The organism is Thioclava sp. JM3 (genome assembly GCF_002213185.1).
Taxonomy (GTDB): Bacteria; Pseudomonadota; Alphaproteobacteria; order Rhodobacterales; family Rhodobacteraceae; genus Thioclava; species Thioclava nitratireducens.
In genome coordinates, this window is the sequence record NZ_NBOB01000007.1 from 249,139 (window position 1) to 265,533 (window position 16,395).

17 protein-coding genes are annotated in these 16,395 nt (G+C 62.7%); 10 read left to right on the forward strand and 7 right to left on the reverse strand.

Annotated features, from left to right (window positions below):
* Nucleotides 1–16: 16 nt before the first annotated feature.
* Nucleotides 17–979, reverse strand: coding sequence for an L-threonylcarbamoyladenylate synthase (locus tag B6V73_RS15150; protein WP_088722971.1), 963 nt, complete (start codon nucleotides 977–979; stop codon nucleotides 17–19).
* Between the two features lie 114 nt (nucleotides 980–1,093).
* Between B6V73_RS15150 and B6V73_RS15155 the strand changes: the two genes are divergently transcribed.
* The 5 genes from B6V73_RS15155 to B6V73_RS15175 all read left to right on the forward strand — a co-directional run bounded on the left by B6V73_RS15155 (nucleotide 1,094) and on the right by B6V73_RS15175 (nucleotide 5,204).
* Complete coding sequence (locus B6V73_RS15155; protein WP_075775972.1) at nucleotides 1,094–2,785, forward strand: acyl-CoA dehydrogenase; 1,692 nt, start codon at nucleotides 1,094–1,096, stop codon at nucleotides 2,783–2,785.
* A complete protein-coding gene (locus tag B6V73_RS15160; protein ID WP_088725643.1) occupies nucleotides 2,782–3,834 on the forward strand; it encodes an MBL fold metallo-hydrolase in 1,053 nt (350 codons plus the stop codon). Before B6V73_RS15155 ends, B6V73_RS15160 begins: the two co-directional genes overlap by 4 nt.
* Nucleotides 3,831–4,325 carry a DUF6173 family protein gene (locus B6V73_RS15165; protein WP_075775974.1) on the forward strand — a complete coding sequence of 165 codons (495 nt, stop codon included), beginning with the start codon at nucleotides 3,831–3,833 and terminating at the stop codon, nucleotides 4,323–4,325. The genes B6V73_RS15160 and B6V73_RS15165 overlap by 4 nt, the downstream gene beginning before the upstream one ends.
* A 62-nt stretch (nucleotides 4,326–4,387) precedes the next feature.
* Entirely contained in the window at nucleotides 4,388–4,522 is a 135-nt protein-coding gene (locus B6V73_RS15170) for an aa3-type cytochrome c oxidase subunit IV (RefSeq protein ID WP_075775975.1), read from the forward strand.
* A 46-nt stretch (nucleotides 4,523–4,568) separates the two neighbouring features.
* Nucleotides 4,569–5,204: a hypothetical protein gene (locus B6V73_RS15175; RefSeq protein WP_240504148.1), complete on the forward strand. Its 636-nt coding sequence runs from the start codon at nucleotides 4,569–4,571 to the stop codon at nucleotides 5,202–5,204.
* Nucleotides 5,205–5,209: 5 nt separating this feature from the next.
* Here the strand turns inward: B6V73_RS15175 and B6V73_RS15180 are convergent, their stop codons facing one another.
* The gene (locus B6V73_RS15180; protein ID WP_346426029.1) at nucleotides 5,210–6,358 is read right to left on the reverse strand and encodes an AbrB family transcriptional regulator; all 1,149 of its coding nucleotides are present in this window, start codon (nucleotides 6,356–6,358) and stop codon (nucleotides 5,210–5,212) included.
* A gap of 186 nt (nucleotides 6,359–6,544) precedes the next feature.
* Between B6V73_RS15180 and B6V73_RS15185 the strand changes: the two genes are divergently transcribed.
* The 4 genes from B6V73_RS15185 to B6V73_RS15200 all read left to right on the forward strand — a co-directional run bounded on the left by B6V73_RS15185 (nucleotide 6,545) and on the right by B6V73_RS15200 (nucleotide 10,485).
* The gene (locus B6V73_RS15185; protein WP_075775976.1) at nucleotides 6,545–7,495 is read left to right on the forward strand and encodes a TAXI family TRAP transporter solute-binding subunit; all 951 of its coding nucleotides are present in this window, start codon (nucleotides 6,545–6,547) and stop codon (nucleotides 7,493–7,495) included.
* 90 nt (nucleotides 7,496–7,585) lie between these two features.
* Nucleotides 7,586–9,667, forward strand: coding sequence for a TRAP transporter permease (locus tag B6V73_RS15190; RefSeq protein ID WP_088720327.1), 2,082 nt, complete (start codon nucleotides 7,586–7,588; stop codon nucleotides 9,665–9,667).
* Nucleotides 9,664–10,029: a DUF1850 domain-containing protein gene (locus tag B6V73_RS15195; RefSeq protein WP_088725644.1), complete on the forward strand. Its 366-nt coding sequence runs from the start codon at nucleotides 9,664–9,666 to the stop codon at nucleotides 10,027–10,029. The genes B6V73_RS15190 and B6V73_RS15195 overlap by 4 nt, the downstream gene beginning before the upstream one ends.
* Before the next feature lie 138 nt (nucleotides 10,030–10,167).
* Nucleotides 10,168–10,485, forward strand: coding sequence for a hypothetical protein (locus B6V73_RS15200; protein ID WP_088725645.1), 318 nt, complete (start codon nucleotides 10,168–10,170; stop codon nucleotides 10,483–10,485).
* Here the strand turns inward: B6V73_RS15200 and B6V73_RS15205 are convergent.
* The 3 genes from B6V73_RS15205 to B6V73_RS15215 are packed head-to-tail and all read right to left on the reverse strand — an operon-like array spanning nucleotide 10,458 to nucleotide 13,145.
* Complete coding sequence (locus B6V73_RS15205; RefSeq protein WP_088725646.1) at nucleotides 10,458–11,984, reverse strand: hypothetical protein; 1,527 nt, start codon at nucleotides 11,982–11,984, stop codon at nucleotides 10,458–10,460. The two genes, B6V73_RS15200 and B6V73_RS15205, sit on opposite strands and share 28 nt — an antisense overlap.
* Entirely contained in the window at nucleotides 11,981–12,697 is a 717-nt protein-coding gene (locus B6V73_RS15210) for an FAD:protein FMN transferase (protein WP_206185584.1), read from the reverse strand. Before B6V73_RS15210 ends, B6V73_RS15205 begins: the two co-directional genes overlap by 4 nt.
* Nucleotides 12,698–12,734: 37 nt before the next feature.
* A complete protein-coding gene (locus tag B6V73_RS15215; RefSeq protein ID WP_075775981.1) occupies nucleotides 12,735–13,145 on the reverse strand; it encodes an FMN-binding protein in 411 nt (136 codons plus the stop codon).
* Nucleotides 13,146–13,639: 494 nt separating this feature from the next.
* On the opposite strand from B6V73_RS15215, the gene B6V73_RS15220 reads away from it, so the two are divergent.
* Complete coding sequence (locus B6V73_RS15220; protein ID WP_088725648.1) at nucleotides 13,640–14,497, forward strand: hypothetical protein; 858 nt, start codon at nucleotides 13,640–13,642, stop codon at nucleotides 14,495–14,497.
* A 12-nt stretch (nucleotides 14,498–14,509) separates the two neighbouring features.
* Here B6V73_RS15220 and B6V73_RS15225 read toward each other — a convergent pair whose 3' ends face one another.
* Both B6V73_RS15225 and B6V73_RS15230 read right to left on the reverse strand, forming a co-directional pair.
* Nucleotides 14,510–15,145, reverse strand: a complete 636-nt coding sequence (locus B6V73_RS15225; RefSeq protein WP_088725649.1) for a recombinase family protein — start codon at nucleotides 15,143–15,145, stop codon at nucleotides 14,510–14,512.
* Nucleotides 15,146–15,567: 422 nt separating this feature from the next.
* Nucleotides 15,568–16,395, reverse strand: an 828-nt coding sequence (locus B6V73_RS15230; protein WP_346426030.1) for a ParB/RepB/Spo0J family partition protein, incomplete at its 5' end; no start/stop codon positions are given.

Sequence of the window (16,395 nt, forward strand, 5' to 3'; positions counted from 1 at the left end):
CAACACGAAGACGCAATCAGTCGCGCGGCGCCGCCGCGCGGCGCAGGCGGTCGTTGATCGCGCGACCGAGGCCGGTTTCCGGGACCGGGGCGAAGGCGAGCGTGTCGAGGCCGCGCGTCTTCGCCAGCGCATCGCCTTTGCGCAGCATAGCGAAAAGATTTGCGGCGGCTTCGGTCAGATCGCCTGAAGGCGACAGGTTCAGATCGGCGGTCGGGCAATCGCCGCCGAAGCCGATCCAGACCGCGTCGGGGCGCGGGGCGGTCACGTCCAGCAGCACGGCCGCGCCCGGCGCGTAATGCGATTTGAGCTGCCCCGGTGCATTTGGTTTGGATGCGTCACCGCCGGTGGGCAGTGGCTGGCCGATCAGTGCCTCGATCTCTTCCGCAGCGACCCCGCCGGGGCGCAGCAGCGCGGGCGGATCGAGCGCGAGAATGGTGGATTCCACCCCGACCACGCAGGGCCCGCCATCGATCACCGCCGCGATCTTGCCGTCCAGCCCGTCAATCACATGCTGCGCTGTGGTCGGGCTGATCTTGCCGGAGGGGTTCGCAGAGGGCGCGGCGAGCGGCCCGCCGAATTCCGTCAGCAGCGCGCGGGCGACCGGATGCGCGGGCAGGCGGATCGCGACCGTGTCATGCCCGGCGGTCACCAGATCGGAAAGCCCGGCATCGGGGCGCAGCGGCAGCACCAGCGTCAGCGGTCCCGGCCAGTAGCGCGCGGCGATCTGGCGTGCATCGTCAGAGACCACGGCGATCTCTTCCGCCGCCTCGATCGAAGGCAGATGCACGATCAGCGGATTGAATTTCGGACGTCCCTTCGCCGCGAAGATGGCCGCCACCGCGCGGTCGTTGCGCGCATCGCCTGCAAGCCCGTAGACCGTCTCGGTCGGCATCGCGACCAGCTCGCCCGCGCGCAGCAGAGCGGCTGCCTGTGCGTAGCCCTCGGCATCGGCGGAAAGGAGTTTCGTGTCTTGGCTCATGCAGTCGTGACGCAGCGTTGGAGTTGAAGGGGGCTGCCCTTGCGGTAGGGTGATGGCAACCCGACAGGACATAGACGCGCGCGCGGCAATTGCCAAGCTGCCCGGAGGAGACCCATGACTTATCGTTCCCCCGTCACCGACATTCGTTTCATCCTCGATCACGTCGTGCCGCTTGCGCCCGTCGCCGCCACCGAGATGTTCGCCGAGGCGACCCCTGATATGGTCGAGGCGATCCTCACCGAAGGCGGCAAGCTCTGCGACGAGGTGATCGCGCCGACCAATCGCGACGGCGACCTGACGCCCGCGAAACTGGAGAACGGCGTTCTGCGCTCGTCGCCCGGGTTCAAGGAGGCCTTCGCGGCGCTTGCAGAAGGCGGCTGGATTGGCATCGCGGCGACCCCGGAACATGGCGGGATGGGCCTGCCGCAGGCGCTCAACGTCGGCTTCAACGACATGCTATCGGGCGCGAACCTCGCGCTGCAGCTCAGCCCGCTGCTGACACAGGGCCAGATCGAGGCGCTGGAGCATCACGCCTCCGACGAGATCAAGGCGCTGTATCTGCCCAAGCTGATCTCGGGCGAATGGTCGGGCACGATGAACCTGACCGAGCCGGGGGCAGGCTCCGACGTGGGGGCGCTCAAGACCAAGGCGGTGCCGAATGACGACGGCACCTATGCGATCTCGGGCCAGAAGATCTACATCACCTGGGGCGACAATGATTGCGTCGAGAATACCTGCCACCTCGTGCTGGCGCGCCTGCCCGATGCGGCGCCCGGCACGAAGGGCATCAGCCTGTTCATGGTGCCGAAGCTGATCCCGGATGCCGATGGCAAGCCGGGCGTGGCGAACTCGCTGAAAGTGGTTTCGCTGGAGCACAAGCTGGGTATCCATGGCTCGCCGACCTGCGTGATGAGCTACGAGGGCGCGACTGGCTGGCTCGTCGGCGAAGAGAACAAGGGCATGGCCGCGATGTTCACGATGATGAACAACGCGCGTCTGAACGTCGGCGCGCAGGGCATCGGCGTGGCCGAAGCGGCCTATCAGCAGGCGCTGGCCTATGCGAAGGACCGGGTGCAATTCGCGCCGATCGTGGAGCATGCCGATGTGCGCCGGATGCTCTCGGGCATGAAGGCAGAAATCTTCGCGGCGCGGTCGATTGCGCTGGCCTGTGCGGTGGCGATCGACATGGGGCGTGCGACCGGCGATGCGAACTGGCAGGCCCGCGCGGCGCTGCTGACGCCGATCGCGAAGGCCTATGGCACCGATATGGGCATCCGCGTTGCCTCGACCGGGATCCAGATCCATGGCGGCATGGGCTTCATCGAGGAGACCGGCGCTGCGCAATATCTGCGCGACGTGCGGATCACCACGATCTACGAAGGCACCAACGGCATTCAGGCGATGGACCTCGTGGGCCGCAAAATGATGGACGAGGGCAAGGCCGCCTTCCGTCTGCTGCAGGAGATCGAGGACGAGGCGCAGGGCGCCCGTGGCGATTTCCCGGTGCTGGCCGAAGACGTCTGGCAGGCCGCCGAGGAATTGCGCGAGCACACGGAATGGATGGTGCGCCAAGGCATGCAGGATCGTTTCGCGGGTGCCGTGCCCTATCTCGACGCCTTCGCGCGGGTGCTGGGGGGCTATTACCACCTGCGCGCCGCCATGGCCGAGGGTCGCGATTCCGCGCGCGGGCATCTGGCCGCCGTCTATATCCGCCGCCTGATGCCGGCCTATGCGGCCTCGCTGGCCGAGGCGAAGGAGGGGGCCGAGGGGCTCTACGCGCTCAGCGTCGAAGATCTCGAGGCATGAGGGGCGAGGACACCCCCGCCTCGACGAGCGGAATCCGCTATCCGTGGGCGGAGCCGCCAGATCCGGGCGGCGCGATCGAGGTCGCACCCGGCGTGATGTGGATCCGGCTGCCGCTGCCCATGGCGCTCGATCACGTCAATTGCTTTGCGTTGGACGAGGGCGATAGCTGGGCGCTTGTCGATCCGGGCATCGACACGCGCAAATGTCGCGCGGCGCTGCAGGCGGCGATGGACGGACCGCTGGGTGGTAAGCCGGTCACGAGGGTTCTGGTGACCCATTACCACCCCGATCATATCGGGCTGGCAGGCTGGCTGCAGGAGCAGGGCGCGGAGATGATAACCACGCGGACCTCGTGGCTGTTTGCGCGGATGTTGCAACTCGATCCGCAGGATCGGCCCGTGGCCGAGACCCTGACCTATTACCGCCGCGCCGGGATGGACGCGGCGCTTCTGGACAAGCGCGCCAATGAACGCCCCTTTAACTTCGCCGATTGCGTTCATGCGATGCCGCTCGGTTTCACCCGGATCGTGGAGGGAGATGAGATCACCCTCGGCGGGCGGCGTTGGTCGGTGAAGATGGGCGACGGTCACGCGCCCGAACACGCGACGCTGTGGAGTTTGGACGACGATCTAGTTCTGGGCGGCGATCAGCTCCTACCCTCGATCTCGGCCAATCTCGGTGTTTACGCGACCGAACCCGAGGCCGATCCGCTGGCGGACTGGCTTACCTCCTGCGCGCGGTTTGCCGAGATCGCGGAGAACCGCCATCTCGTGCTGCCCGGCCACAAGCTGCCTTTCACCGGGCTGCCGCTGCGGCTGCGTCAGATGATCGAGAACCACGAGGGCGCGCTGAAACGTCTGCGCAAGCATCTCGACACCCCGCGCACCGCTTGCGATTGCTTCCCGCCGCTGTTTAAGCGCCAGATCGACGAGAGTACCCATGGGCTCGCGATGGTCGAGGCGATGGCGCATCTCAACCATCTTTGGCACAAAGGGGAGGTGAGCCGCACCTTGCGAGAGGACGGCGCCTGGCTCTGGAGCCTGAAATGACCGAAATACGCACCACCGCCGAAGCCCATGAGGAAGCTGCCCTTCCGAATGCAAAGGTGGTGCATACCTCGGAGAACGCGCCGAAGACCGCCGAGGTCAAACCGCTTCCGCCCGAACTGGCTCGGGCGCGGCCCGAGGACAAGAGCCCGGCGCAATGGGCCTATGAGCGAGTGTTGCTCTATATCCAGAACTTCGAAGAGCAGCTGCAGGAAGACGAAGAAGTCGTGCTTGGCCTCACCGGCGGCGAGGCGGGCGTCCTGCAGATCGAGGGGATCGGTTTTTTCGATCCCGACATCCTCACTTTCTATGGCACCGACGAATACGGTGCGCGCACGCAGCTCATCCAGCATGTGAACCAGCTCAACGTGATGCTGATCGCGCAACCGAAACCCGCCGAGGACGAGGCGCCGCGTCGGATCGGCTTCCGGCTCGCCCGTGCGCTGGAGGAAGAAATTGCGCCGGAGACCAAGAACCCGCAAGACGAGACGTGACAGCCTGTCGCAGCTCGGCTAGTTTTCCCTCTGGGAGATCAGCGCAATAGGGAGAACGCGCAATGGCCGAGTACAAACCGGGCAACATGGACATTCGTGACCAAGAGAGAACATTCAACGGATTTGTTCGCTTCGTCACGGTTTCGGTGATTGTGATCATCTGTTTTCTGGTGTTTCTCGCATTGGTGAATGGCTGACGCGACCGGCGCAGCTGAGAGACACTCAGAACGGGAGATCAGGTAGATGATGCGCCTGCTTCTTGTCTGCCTGATGCTGCCGCTTTTCCTGGCAGGCTGCGGTGCAGACCACATTTACGCCTCGGATGCCGAGGTCGCCAAATATCGCTATGTTTCCGACGAGCCGCCTTCGGTCACGCTTTATACCGTGATCTCGACCAATACCGGGTCGGGCGGGCATTCGGCATTGCTGATCAACGGGCGCGAGCGGATCATCTTCGATCCGGCGGGCACCTGGAACCATCCCTGGGCACCCGAGCGCAACGACGTGCATTTCGGCATCACCGAGAAGATGCGGAAATTCTACATCGACTATCATGCCCGCAAGAGCTGGTACGTGCGCGCGCAGAAAATGCCACTGACGATGGCGCAGGCCGATCAGTTGATGGCGCGGGTGGAGCGCAACGGCTCTGTCAACAAGATGATGTGTGCGGATTCGGTGTCGAGCGCGCTGCGCGATATGCCGTGGCTGCACGATCAGATTCCCTTCACCTTCTCTCCGTTGAAGCTGTCGCGGGCGTTCGGGGAACTGCCGGGCGTCACCGAGAAGGATCATTACGACGACGATCCCGATGACAATTCGGGCGTGTTGATGATCCAGCAGCAGCCCTACAATCACGGTGACACCCAGTTCAACGAGTGAACGGGTTACACATTACCTCGCCTGCGTGACAATGCGCGGGCGAGCGCGGGGCCCGCGACCAGCACCAGCAGGAATCGGGCGATCTGCATCGCCATCACGAAGGGCACATCAACCTGCGTGCCCGCCGCGATGATCGCCACCGAATCCGCGCCGCCGGGGCTGGTGGCGAGATAGGCGGTCACCGGCTCGATCCCGGCGAAATAGACCAGCCCCATGGCAAAAGCGGCGCAGAGCGCGATCAGCGCGATGATCGAGCCGAGGATGCGCGGCAGAAGCCGTGCGGCATGGCCCAGCACGGCACGGGTAAAGCGCATTCCGATGCCCCAGCCGACGACCGCGTAGCTGATCGCGAGCACGGTCTGGGGCAGGGTGATCTCCAGCAGGCCCGTGGCGCTGGCGATCAAGCCGAAGGCCATCGGCAGCAGCAGCCCGCCGCCCGGAATGCGCAGCCGCACCCCCAGAAAGCCCGCCCCGATCCCGAGCGCAAGCGACTCCGCCGCGCCGAGGAAGTCGGTCGGACCCTCCTGAGCCATTGCCGTGCCAACCTCGCCGCCCTGTGCCACGCCGAAGAGCTGCACGACGGCAGTTGCGGCGATCGCGCAGCAGGCGACACGGGTATATTGCATGACGGCGACAAGGCGCATATCGGCGCCGTAATCGTCCGACATCAGCGTCATCGCTGTCGCGGCACCGGGCGAGGAACCCCATATCGCCGTCGTCCCCGGTAACCCGCCCGCACGCGCCATCACCCAGCCGAGCGCGCTCGCCCCCAGCACGGTCGAGAGTGTCCCGGCAAGGAAGATCGGCCAGTCGCGGGCGATCTCGGGCAGGATCGAGGCGGGAAGCTTCGAGGCGATCATCACCCCCACGACACCTTGCGCGGCAACGAAGCCCAGAGGCGGCAAACGCACGGCCCCGCCGCTCGCGGCGAGCGTGATCGCGGCCGCCATCGGACCCAGCAGAAACGCAGCCGAGAGATGCGCAAGGCTCAGCGCGAAAGCCAAAACTGCGGAGCTCGCAAGCAGCACGGCCCAACGCAATGCTGCGGGCCAGCGGGCGGGGGAGTATCGGAAGGGAGGCAAAGAGCGCATAGGGGCTTTGAAGAAGAAAATCATCTGTTTCCGAGCAGATAGGGCTCGTAGCGTCAAGCGCATAGCGAAATTCGAAACTTCCGCTCGGGAACCCTGATTGCGATCGAGCGCGCCGTCGTTCACGTCAAGCGGAGAATTTTCCGCTTTCTGGTTTCATCGACGTGAATTGAATTGATCCCCGCGCAAAACCCGTCACTTTGGGGCCGGTCCCGCTTTTCACTGCGGGCAATGACATATGGGAGGATTACGATGTTCCAACACATCAAGCTCGGCGCGCTCGTCGCCGGGGCGATTGCTTTGAGCGCACCCGTGGCCAAGGCCGAAAGCTTCATCAACATCCTGACCGGGGGCACCTCGGGCGTTTATTATCCGCTCGGTGTGGCTCTGTCCGAAGTCTATGGCGAGAACATGAAGGACGTGCGCGTTCAGGTGCAATCGACCAAGGCGTCGGTCGAGAACCTGAACCTGCTGCAACAGGGCCGGGGGGAGCTGGCCTTCGCACTGGGCGACTCGGTAAAGGATGCGTGGGAAGGCAATGCGGATGCGGGCTTCAAGGCCAAGCTCGGCAAGCTGCGCGCGATCGCCGCGATCTACCCGAACTACATCCAGCTCGCCGCACTCAAGGATGCCGGCGCGACCACGATCACCGATCTCAAGGGCAAGAGCCTTTCGGTCGGTGCGGCGAAATCGGGCACCGAGCTGAATGCGCGCAAGATCTTCGACGCGGCGGGCATGAGCTATGACGATCTGGGCAAGGTCGAATACCTTCCGTTCTCGGAATCGGTCGAACTTATGAAGAACCGCCAGCTCGACGCGACTTTCCAGTCCTCGGGGCTGGGCAACGCGGCGCTGAAGGATCTGTCGACCACGCAGGACGTGACCTTCGTCGAGATCCCCGCCGACATCGCCGAAAAGCTCGGTGCACCCTACAAGGCAGGCGTGATCCCGGCAGGTACCTATCCGGGGCAGGACGCGGATGTGCCGACGGTGGCGATCACCAACATCCTCGTCACCCGCGAAGGTGTTTCGGATGAAGAGGCCTACCAGATGACGAAGCAACTCTTCGAACATCTCGACACGCTCAAGGCCGCGCATTCGGCCGCGAACGGCATCTCGCTCGAGGCGGCGGTGCAGGGTCTTCCGATCCCGCTGCATCCGGGTGCGGAGAAATACTACAAGGAGCAGGGCGTGCTGAAATAAGCCGCTAGAGCTCAGGTGAGGGGCGGCGCGCTTTTCGGGTCGCCCCTGATCGTTCGGGCCAAAGCGCCCAAACCGGGGGAGGAGACAGGCATGGACAACAAAGAAGAAGCAGCGGTCGACGCGGCGGTGCACGATCCGCTGGCTGGCGGCTTTCCGCAATCGCGCGAGGGGCGGGCGCTGTTCTGGCTCGCGGTCGCTTTCTCGGTCTGGCAGATCGCCTTCGCCGCCCATGTCATCAACCCCTCGAGCCAGATTGCGCGGGCCGTCCATGTGGGCTTCCTGCTCGCGCTCGGCTTTCCGCTGCTTGCCATCGCCCGAGGCTTCGGTCCGGTCGGACGCTCCATCGCCTATATCCTGGCCGCAGCCGGAGTCGCTGTCGCCGCCTATCAATGGATCGAATACACGCCGCTTCTGCTGCGCGCGGGTGATCCGAACACGCTCGACCTCGTGGTCGGCTGCGTGCTTCTGATCACCGTCTTCGTCGCCGCCTGGATGCTGATGGGTCCGGCGCTGCCGATCATCGCGGGCACGTTCTTCCTCTATGCCATGTTCGGCCAACACCTGCCGTCACCGTTGAACCATCGCGGCTACGCCTTCGAGCAGGTGATCGAACAGATGAGTTTCGGCACCGAAGGCATTTACGGCATCCCGACCTATGTGTCGGCAACATATATCTTCCTGTTCATCCTCTTCGGCGCCTTCCTCGAGAAAGCCGGGATGATCAAGCTGTTCACCGATGTCTCGCTCGGTATGGTCGGGCACAGGATGGGCGGGGCCGCGAAGGTCTCGGTCCTGTCTTCGGGGCTGATGGGCACGATCTCGGGCTCGGGCGTCGCCAATGTCGTGACCACCGGGCAGTTCACGATCCCCCTGATGAAGAGCTTCGGCTACCGCTCCGCCTTCGCGGGCGGCGTCGAGGCCACGTCTTCGATGGGCGGGCAGATCATGCCGCCGGTGATGGGCGCTGTGGCCTTCATCATGGCAGAGACGCTGGGCGTCGATTACGTCGAGGTCGTCAAGGCCGCGCTGATCCCGGCGATCCTCTATTTCGCGGGGGCGTTCTGGATGGTCCATCTGGAGGCCGGAAAGCGCGATCTGCGGGGCCTTGCGAAATCCGAACTGCCGAGCCCGCGCAAGGCGCTGAAAGAGGGGTGGTATCTGCTGCTGCCTCTGGCCGTGCTCGTCTACCTTCTGTTCACCGGCTACACGCCGCTTTTCGCGGGTACCGTGGGCCTGTCGCTCACGGGCCTCCTGATTCTCGGCGGGTCGGTCGCGCTCGGCCTGCCCAATCAGGTGCTGCGTGTGATCTTCTGGGTCGTGCTGGCGCTGGTCGCGGCGGCTTTCTTCGAATTCGGCATCTGGGCGGTGCTGCTGGCCATCGCGGTGCTGATCGCGATCAACGTCTTCTCGAAGGGCGGGCGTGAAACCTTGGCGCTCTGTCGCGACAGCCTCGCTGATGGCGCGCGGACCGCGCTTCCCGTCGGCATTGCCTGCGCGCTCGTCGGCGTGATCATCGGCGTGATGACCCTGACGGGGGCCGCGACCACTTTCGGTCAGTTCATCGTCGGCGTCGGCAAATCGAGCCTGTTCCTGTCGCTGATCCTGACCATGATCACCTGCATCGTGCTGGGCATGGGGATTCCCACGATCCCGAATTACATCATCACCTCCTCGATCGCGGGCCCGGCGCTTCTGGACCTCGGCGTGCCGCTGATCGTCAGCCACATGTTCGTCTTCTATTTCGGGATTCTCGCGGACCTGACGCCCCCCGTGGCGCTCGCCTGTTTCGCGGCGGCACCCATTGCGAAGGAGAGCGGTCTGAAGATCAGCTTCGAAGCGATCAAGGTCGCCGCCGCAGGTTTCGTCGTGCCCTTCATGGCGGTCTACACGCCCGCGCTGATGCTGCAGGATGGTGGGCCACTCGCCGCCGCGATCGGCTATTGGCCGGCGGTCGCCTACATCGTGATCAAGGCGCTGCTGGCGCTGTCGCTCTGGGGTGTTGCGGTGATCGGCTGGCTGGGCCGCCCGCTGGCGATCTGGGAGCGCGCGCTGGCCATGGTCGCGGGCTTCACCCTGATCGCGGCGTTGCCGCTGACCGACGAGATCGGCTTCGCGCTCGTCGCCGCGTTCGGCGCGGCGCTCTGGCTGGGCCGCAAGCGGGCGATGGCATGAGCGCCTCCTGCCTGATGGTCGGCGCCGCGATGGTGGCGCTGGCGAGCGATGGTCAGTTCTCGCTCCAATGGATGCATTCGGTCGAGCATGAGGGCTGGCGCGAACATTGGCAGGTGACCGACCATGACACGCTGCGCCTCGTCGGCGCGGCGGTGAAAGGCTCGGGTGCTGGGATGGAGCCCGGCCCGGGCGGTCATTTCGAGGATGGCTGGTGGGTTTGGACGACCGATGGTCCGGATGTGCCCACGCTGACCCTCGCGGCTTCCGGCGCCACGATCTCGGGCTGGACGCTCTGCTCGAAGAAATGCGAAACCATAGGTGCCGATCGCGAGGTCCCGATCCACATCGCCCCCTGCGACTGACCGGAGTTCCGAGTAGCGACTGGTCGGCCTCGACCGCGCCGTTTTTTTCGTGAGTTGTCGTGAATCGTATTGTGAACGGCGTCAGAAATCGGATACGAATGATTCATATATAGATGATTGTATTCATTCAGAGATTTCATGACCTATCCGTTTCAAAACGGCGCAGGGGTTAGCCAGTGCGCTGCGCTGGAGGCCGCCTGCGATATTTTTTCATCCGGGATAGTCGCCGGGCCGAATGCGCCGATGCAAACCTTCCTCAAACGAGACCTCGGCATCACCGCGCGCGAACCTCTGAGCCTGTCGATGGTCCCGGGCGGACGCCTCTTGCGCGCGCCGGTCCTCTCGGCCACCGCCCGTTGGGCGGCGCAAGCCACCGTGCTCCGGCCTCGCGTCGAGCGCCTGCCGAACCTGAGGCAACTCCGCGGAGCTCAAAGTCCGGAAAAGGCATCCGTGTGAATCCGCCTGCGACGGACGCCGCAATTTCGAAGTGTCTTTCGGAAGCCGGCGACCATCGCGCTCGCTCCGGACACGTAGACACGCCGTTCGTCCAGATCGGGAACGCATTCGCGTAGTTTCGTCTCGTCCATTCGGCCCTCGACCACTGTGCCGGGGAGGGTCGAGGCGTCGCCGGGGGCCCCGGAAACCGCGTAGACAACTTTCATTCCGAGTTCGCTTCGCGCGCGCGTCAGCAGCTCTCGATATGCGACCTCGTCAGCCGACCTGTTCGCGTAGACCAGCACGATATCGCGTTTCTCGCCGCGTTCGAGGAGATCGGCGATCATGCTCCGGAACGGGGTGATTCCGATCCCTCCCGCGATGAAGAGGAGCTTCTTCTCACGTTGTCGGGGCAGGACGAAGGTGCCGGCGATCTGGGAGCCATAGATCGGGTCGCCTTCCTGCATCTCCAGGAGCCCACGCTTGAACTCGCTGCCGTCGGAGGTGAACTTGACGCCGACCCGCACCGAAGTCGCCCCGGGGGCTGAAGCGATGGTGAAGGTTCTGCGATTGCCGCGCGTGTCGGATTTCGCCAGTCCCAGCGTCCAGTCGAGATACTGTCCCGCGCGGAATTTCAGGGCGCGGTCCGACTGAAAAACGAACTCGTAGCAGTTCGCTGCGATCTCCTCGACACCGATCAGCTTCATCTTGAAGCGTCCCTTCGGACTCGCGGCCCAGGCGTAGATATTGGCCACGAGGAAGGCCATTTCAGGAGAGAAATATAGCGTCCCGATATGGATGTTCGAGCAGGACAACACACCGACGATGGCCGCATAGACATGCCGTGACCAACGGCCATGGGCGGCTGTCAGGGGCTCGGTGAGCATCGCGAAGCCGGCGAAGAACAGCGGCGAGTAGAGGAGCGTTTGTTGCAGCGCCATGCCCATCATGCCCGGGGGCGTCGTCGCGATGACCGCCGCGAGGTTCGACAGGATGTAGACCGCGATCATGCCGAGGCGCTCTATCTTGTAGCCGACGAGCAGCCCGCCGAGGATCACCAGAGGCAACAGTTGCGGCGTGCCGCCGACCCACCACAAGGCCGGGGTGTTGAGCCCGATCCCCGCGACGACGGCACCGAGCGCCACCGGGTTGAAGATGTGTTTGTGCCCGATCGTCAGGATGAATTTCGAGGCGATGGCTGCGACCGACGCGAGCACGATCGCGGCGAGCGTCGTCGGGTCGGCAATATCCGCTGGCGGCATGATGAGCGCGAGGATCAGGGCCGTAATATGCACGGATTCCGAATTCGTCGGCAGCTTGAGCACAATGCTGAAAAGCCGGTTCGTGACCCATGCGCTCGCGACCGCAAGCACGAGCGACAAAAGCAGACCGGCAGGGTCGAGGAATGTCGCTCCAGTCATCCCCGCGGCAAGTCCGCCGACGAACAGGAGCCCGAGATAATAGACCATCAACCGATACATGGTGACGCCATTCAACGCACGTCTGATCAGCCTCATCATGAGAAGACAAACTCCTTGAAACCGGTCGTTTGCACGGCAGTGCCATCGCGGTGGATCTGGTAGGCTTCGACGCCCTCGAGGTCTTCGATGTAGTAAATGCCCGCGTCACCCATCGCGAAGGCCGCCGTGGCATGCAGGTCCGCGACGAGGACGTCCCTTCCGATTACGGTAATGCTGACGGGGCCTTCGATGCGGCGGGCGCGATCATGCGGGTCATAGATGTGATCGCCACGGATGTAGTTTCCCGAGGTCGCAACGCCTTGTCCCCTCGGCTTGACGGCTTTGACGATCTCCTGCGGCGCGAAAGGATTGCGGATACCGATCGACCATTCCTGTCGCGACGCATCGCGTCCGCCGACTTGTATATCGCCACCGGCGTCGATGCAGAAATCCGCGAACCCCTCTCGCTCGATCAATTGGGCCGCGCCGAGGATCGCCCATCCCTTCACGACACCCGAGGGATCGATGGTCCCGTCGTTGCGCCTTATGTCGAAATACCCGTCCGTGAACTCTCGCATGCGATGCGCAATTTCCAGCACGTCGCGCATCTGGGAACTGAGTGCGGAATTCCCGACCTCGCCCGCATTGAAGCGCGACACTTCGCTGTCCGGCCGGAACGGACTGAAGCGTATATCGACGTCGGTGAAGAAACCGAACACGCGCTCGTGAATGCCTGTGTGCTCTGAATTCGGGATGTCGAGCGTGATCGGCATTCCCATGATGAGCCGCGTCTCGACTGTCATGGCCGGGCTATTTCAGGGATTTCCGCAGCGCATCATGGACCGAGTTCAGAAAAGCCTGGCTCGTGAGCGTAGCGCCGGAGATGTAGGAGACGTTGGTATTCTGCGCCATGACGATCTCGCGTTCGAGCATCGGCAGGGCCTTGCTGTTGATATATCGGCTGGTCCTGCGATCCGTCGGTGCCCTCAGGATGTCGATGGAGGAAATTTTTCCGTTTTTCACATGGGCTTGGGCCTGCACATAGCCATAGTATTGCCGGACGGGCGAACCAGTCCATGTGCCATCCTGATACTGCGCTCCGTCAGGCAGCGCCTGAGGCTGCGAGAAGCTCGAGAAAAAACCTGCCGATGCCGCGGTCGAACTTAGCAGCACCGCGAGAATACTGGCTGAAAGAGCATTTGGTAACTTCCAACGCGTCATTTTGGACCTCCTGACGTACCTTTCGTTTCCGGCCCGGTGAATTCGATCTGACGGTCGCTCAAGTGACCCGTGGCCTGTAGTAAAGATACGTGCTCGACCCCGATATTGAAGTCGCGCCCGTTCCCCTTTGCGTGAGGCGAACGTGCGTGAAAATGTGATGTGACATACCGACGGGTGCTGAGACGCGGCGCCTTCGATCAGGTGGTGGAAGACAAGAGGACCCTCTCGAAAACCCTCGCCCTAATGTGGGTCAGGATCGCGATGTAGCGCTCGGGACGCTAACGGAATTCGATTTTCGAAGGGGAAGTGGTGCTGCTGGAGAGACTTGAACTCCGCAGGCGTCTACCTCAACGCACTGATTTATAAGGAAAAGCCGCCTCCTTCATGCTGCCAGTATGTACCAGCGGCGTGACCAGCTGGCAAGCCATAGTCACTTGCGTTGCGGCGGTTGTCGTCGGACGATGCAGGCTGATTTCGCAAAAGGACAAATTATAATGCGACTTGAGGTGGATACGTTCAAAACCACCAGCCACGCCGCAGCTCACGAAGGGCTACACCAGCTGGCTTTCGAACTGAACCAAGCGAATGTCTCCTTCATCCTCTCCACGGCACAGCTTCCTCATGGAGCAAAGCGGACGCAGGGTAGTGTCGTGTCGTCTCAGATCATCGCTGCTCTCGGCACGTTATCATCGATCCTCGAAATCACCCAAGAACTCAGCCTGCGCGTCAAAGAGGCGATTGCGCTTTCGCGTGTGTTCTATGAGACCTGTTTGATCGCGGCTTTCATTTCTAGCGATGAAGGGGAGAGCGCCGAAAAGGCTGAGCTGTATTCAGTTTATAAAGCGTTCCGCACCCAAACTCAGTTCCGCGAGGTGCTGGGCGTTAAGTTCGGGATCAAGCGGCAGCCCGCTATCCGCCGGGACGATCCTCGCGTTCGTGATGCGTTGGAGGTTTTTGGTGGCTCGTCAAATGTGCGTCCCTGCTTTGTCGAAAACAGGGAGGAAATGGTTCAGTGCATTGGGCAGCACGACCGAACCGCTGCCTTGCTGTTCGGAGGTGTCGAAGCGATGGTTCACGACTTCGCTTCTGAGGTCATCCATGGTTCGTATTACGGTGCGCAGATGTTCGATTTCTTGGCGAACGGACCTCAAGACAAAGCGCGGAACATCGAGTCTCACTTCGAAGCAGTCTATTTCAGCGTGTGCCTTTCGATTGCTGCTCTTGCCCGTTCGGTAACGAGGCTCCAGAGCGCCGAGGCTCCAATGGCAAGCGTAGCCAGTTCTGCGGTGGAATTACTGCTTCCTCATGTGCCTGAAGACCTCAGAGAGCAACTCTGTGGCCTTTCTCTGTAGAGATAGGGCAGTTCACCCTTCCCAGCGCTCTAGAGCTGTCTCAGCGGCCACAGGGTCGCCTTTGATGCGCAACACCGTCTGCCGCGACAGCCCGGTCGCGCTGGAGATCGCAGTAGTCCCAGCCCCCTCGGAGAGCATCGAGCGCACCTGCTCCAGCCCAGCGCGGTCGTAGCTCGGCTTCTTGCCCCGGTAGCGTCGTGGGTCGCTTTTCGCCGCCTCGATGCCTGCCTTCTGGGCTTCCTTCGTCGCCTCAGCTTGCGCTTGCGCCGTAGCAGCCATGAAGCCAATAAGAGCGTCTCTCACGGCCATCTGGGTCGGGTCGGTGGTGGAGCCGTCAAAGGTCATGTTGTTGATCACAGTGCGGATCACAACGCCCCTGCGCATGAACTCACGGATGGTGTCGGTCACGTCTTGGTAGTTGCGTCCGAGGCGGTCCACCCAGCGCACGACGAGGGTGTCCCCACGCCGCAGCTTGTCGTAGAGGCGCTTGCCCTCGGGTCGCTCCGAGAGCTTGGTGCTGACCCCCGACACGCCATGATCGGCCACGACCTCGTCCACCTTGAAGCCTGCTGCTTCGGCTTGAGTCCGTTGATGCTCGATGGTCTGGTCTGCGGTGCTGACGCAAGCGTAGAGGATGGTTTGCGACATGCCTGCCTCCTATCCGTTAGGGTGGTGTCCGTTGGATTTCATGTCCGTTGATTGAAGTCAACCCTTACGGACAGCCTTACGCCGCGCCACCGGGGTGTCCGATGCGGTATACCCTTACGGACAAAAGGGCCTTGGCGTGTACCCCTCGTGCGAAAGGGCCAGCTCGAACCTAACCTAGATACTATCTCTGTTAGAATTCATAGGACTAGGGCTTGGCGTAGCTTTTGCGGATCAGGGTGCTAAGCGAGCGATCTGCTAGCTTAGGCTTCGTGGTCGTTTGGCTCTGACTCTAAGGCGCTCGTCACAGAGCATCCCACGGTTCGGCCACCCACACATGCAGCGCCACCCCATGGGGGAGAATAACGTTTCGCTGAGTATATGGTTAGCCGCTCAGATTTCTGCGCCCAAAATCGGCCCTGCTCTCAGAAAATGGGATCGTCCTCTTCCTCGTCGTCGTTGCGCAGCTCGTCCACGAGATAAGACAGCACTTGTCTATTGAGGCGGCGTTCGAGAACCACCGCGACAGCCTCCCATTGACGCCGCCCCATGCGACCCAGCTCCTTGCCAATCGCGTCATCCAGCGCGTTCGCCCTTGCTTCGATCACTTGTGCCTGCATGTCCTCATCCCACTCCTGTTGCTCGATTCCCTTCACAGCCCGCATGGCCATCCACCACGTCTCAGGCAGACCTAGTTCTTGCTCGTCGAGTGCATTGCGGGTTCTGCGCATCTTGGCGACCGTGCCGTCGCTCACGCCCGTCGCCTTCACGGTCTGCGCCTTGGACAGCTGATGCTCTGAACAGACGAGACGCCATGCTGCGTTGTCGCGCTCGGTCTTGGTCATGGGGAGTTTGGTCTTCGTGTTCTCGTTCAGCGCCAACAGTATAGCGTCAGCCTCGCCGCACTCATGGACCACAACGGGAACGGACTTCGCGTAGACTGCATCCTCGTAGGCGGCGTGGCGGTGGTGGCCATCAACCATAACGAAATCGCCTTCTCCCCGCTTGCAAACGGTCATCGGGTCCAGCTCGTTTCCTGCGATGATGGCGGCGGTCAGGTTGCGAACGTGATCCTCGGTGGTCTCAAATTCGCGGAATTGGAAAGTCTCCGGCTCGACCTTGAGCTTACCAAGAGGCAAGCGCATTTGCTTGGGGCGGCTATACCCCTGTTTTTCCGTAAGCGGTGTCTGAGCGGCACGTTGTCTACGCCGGCGCGGACTGCGAGGTGATACCCATCTCAAGATGGGAGTGCG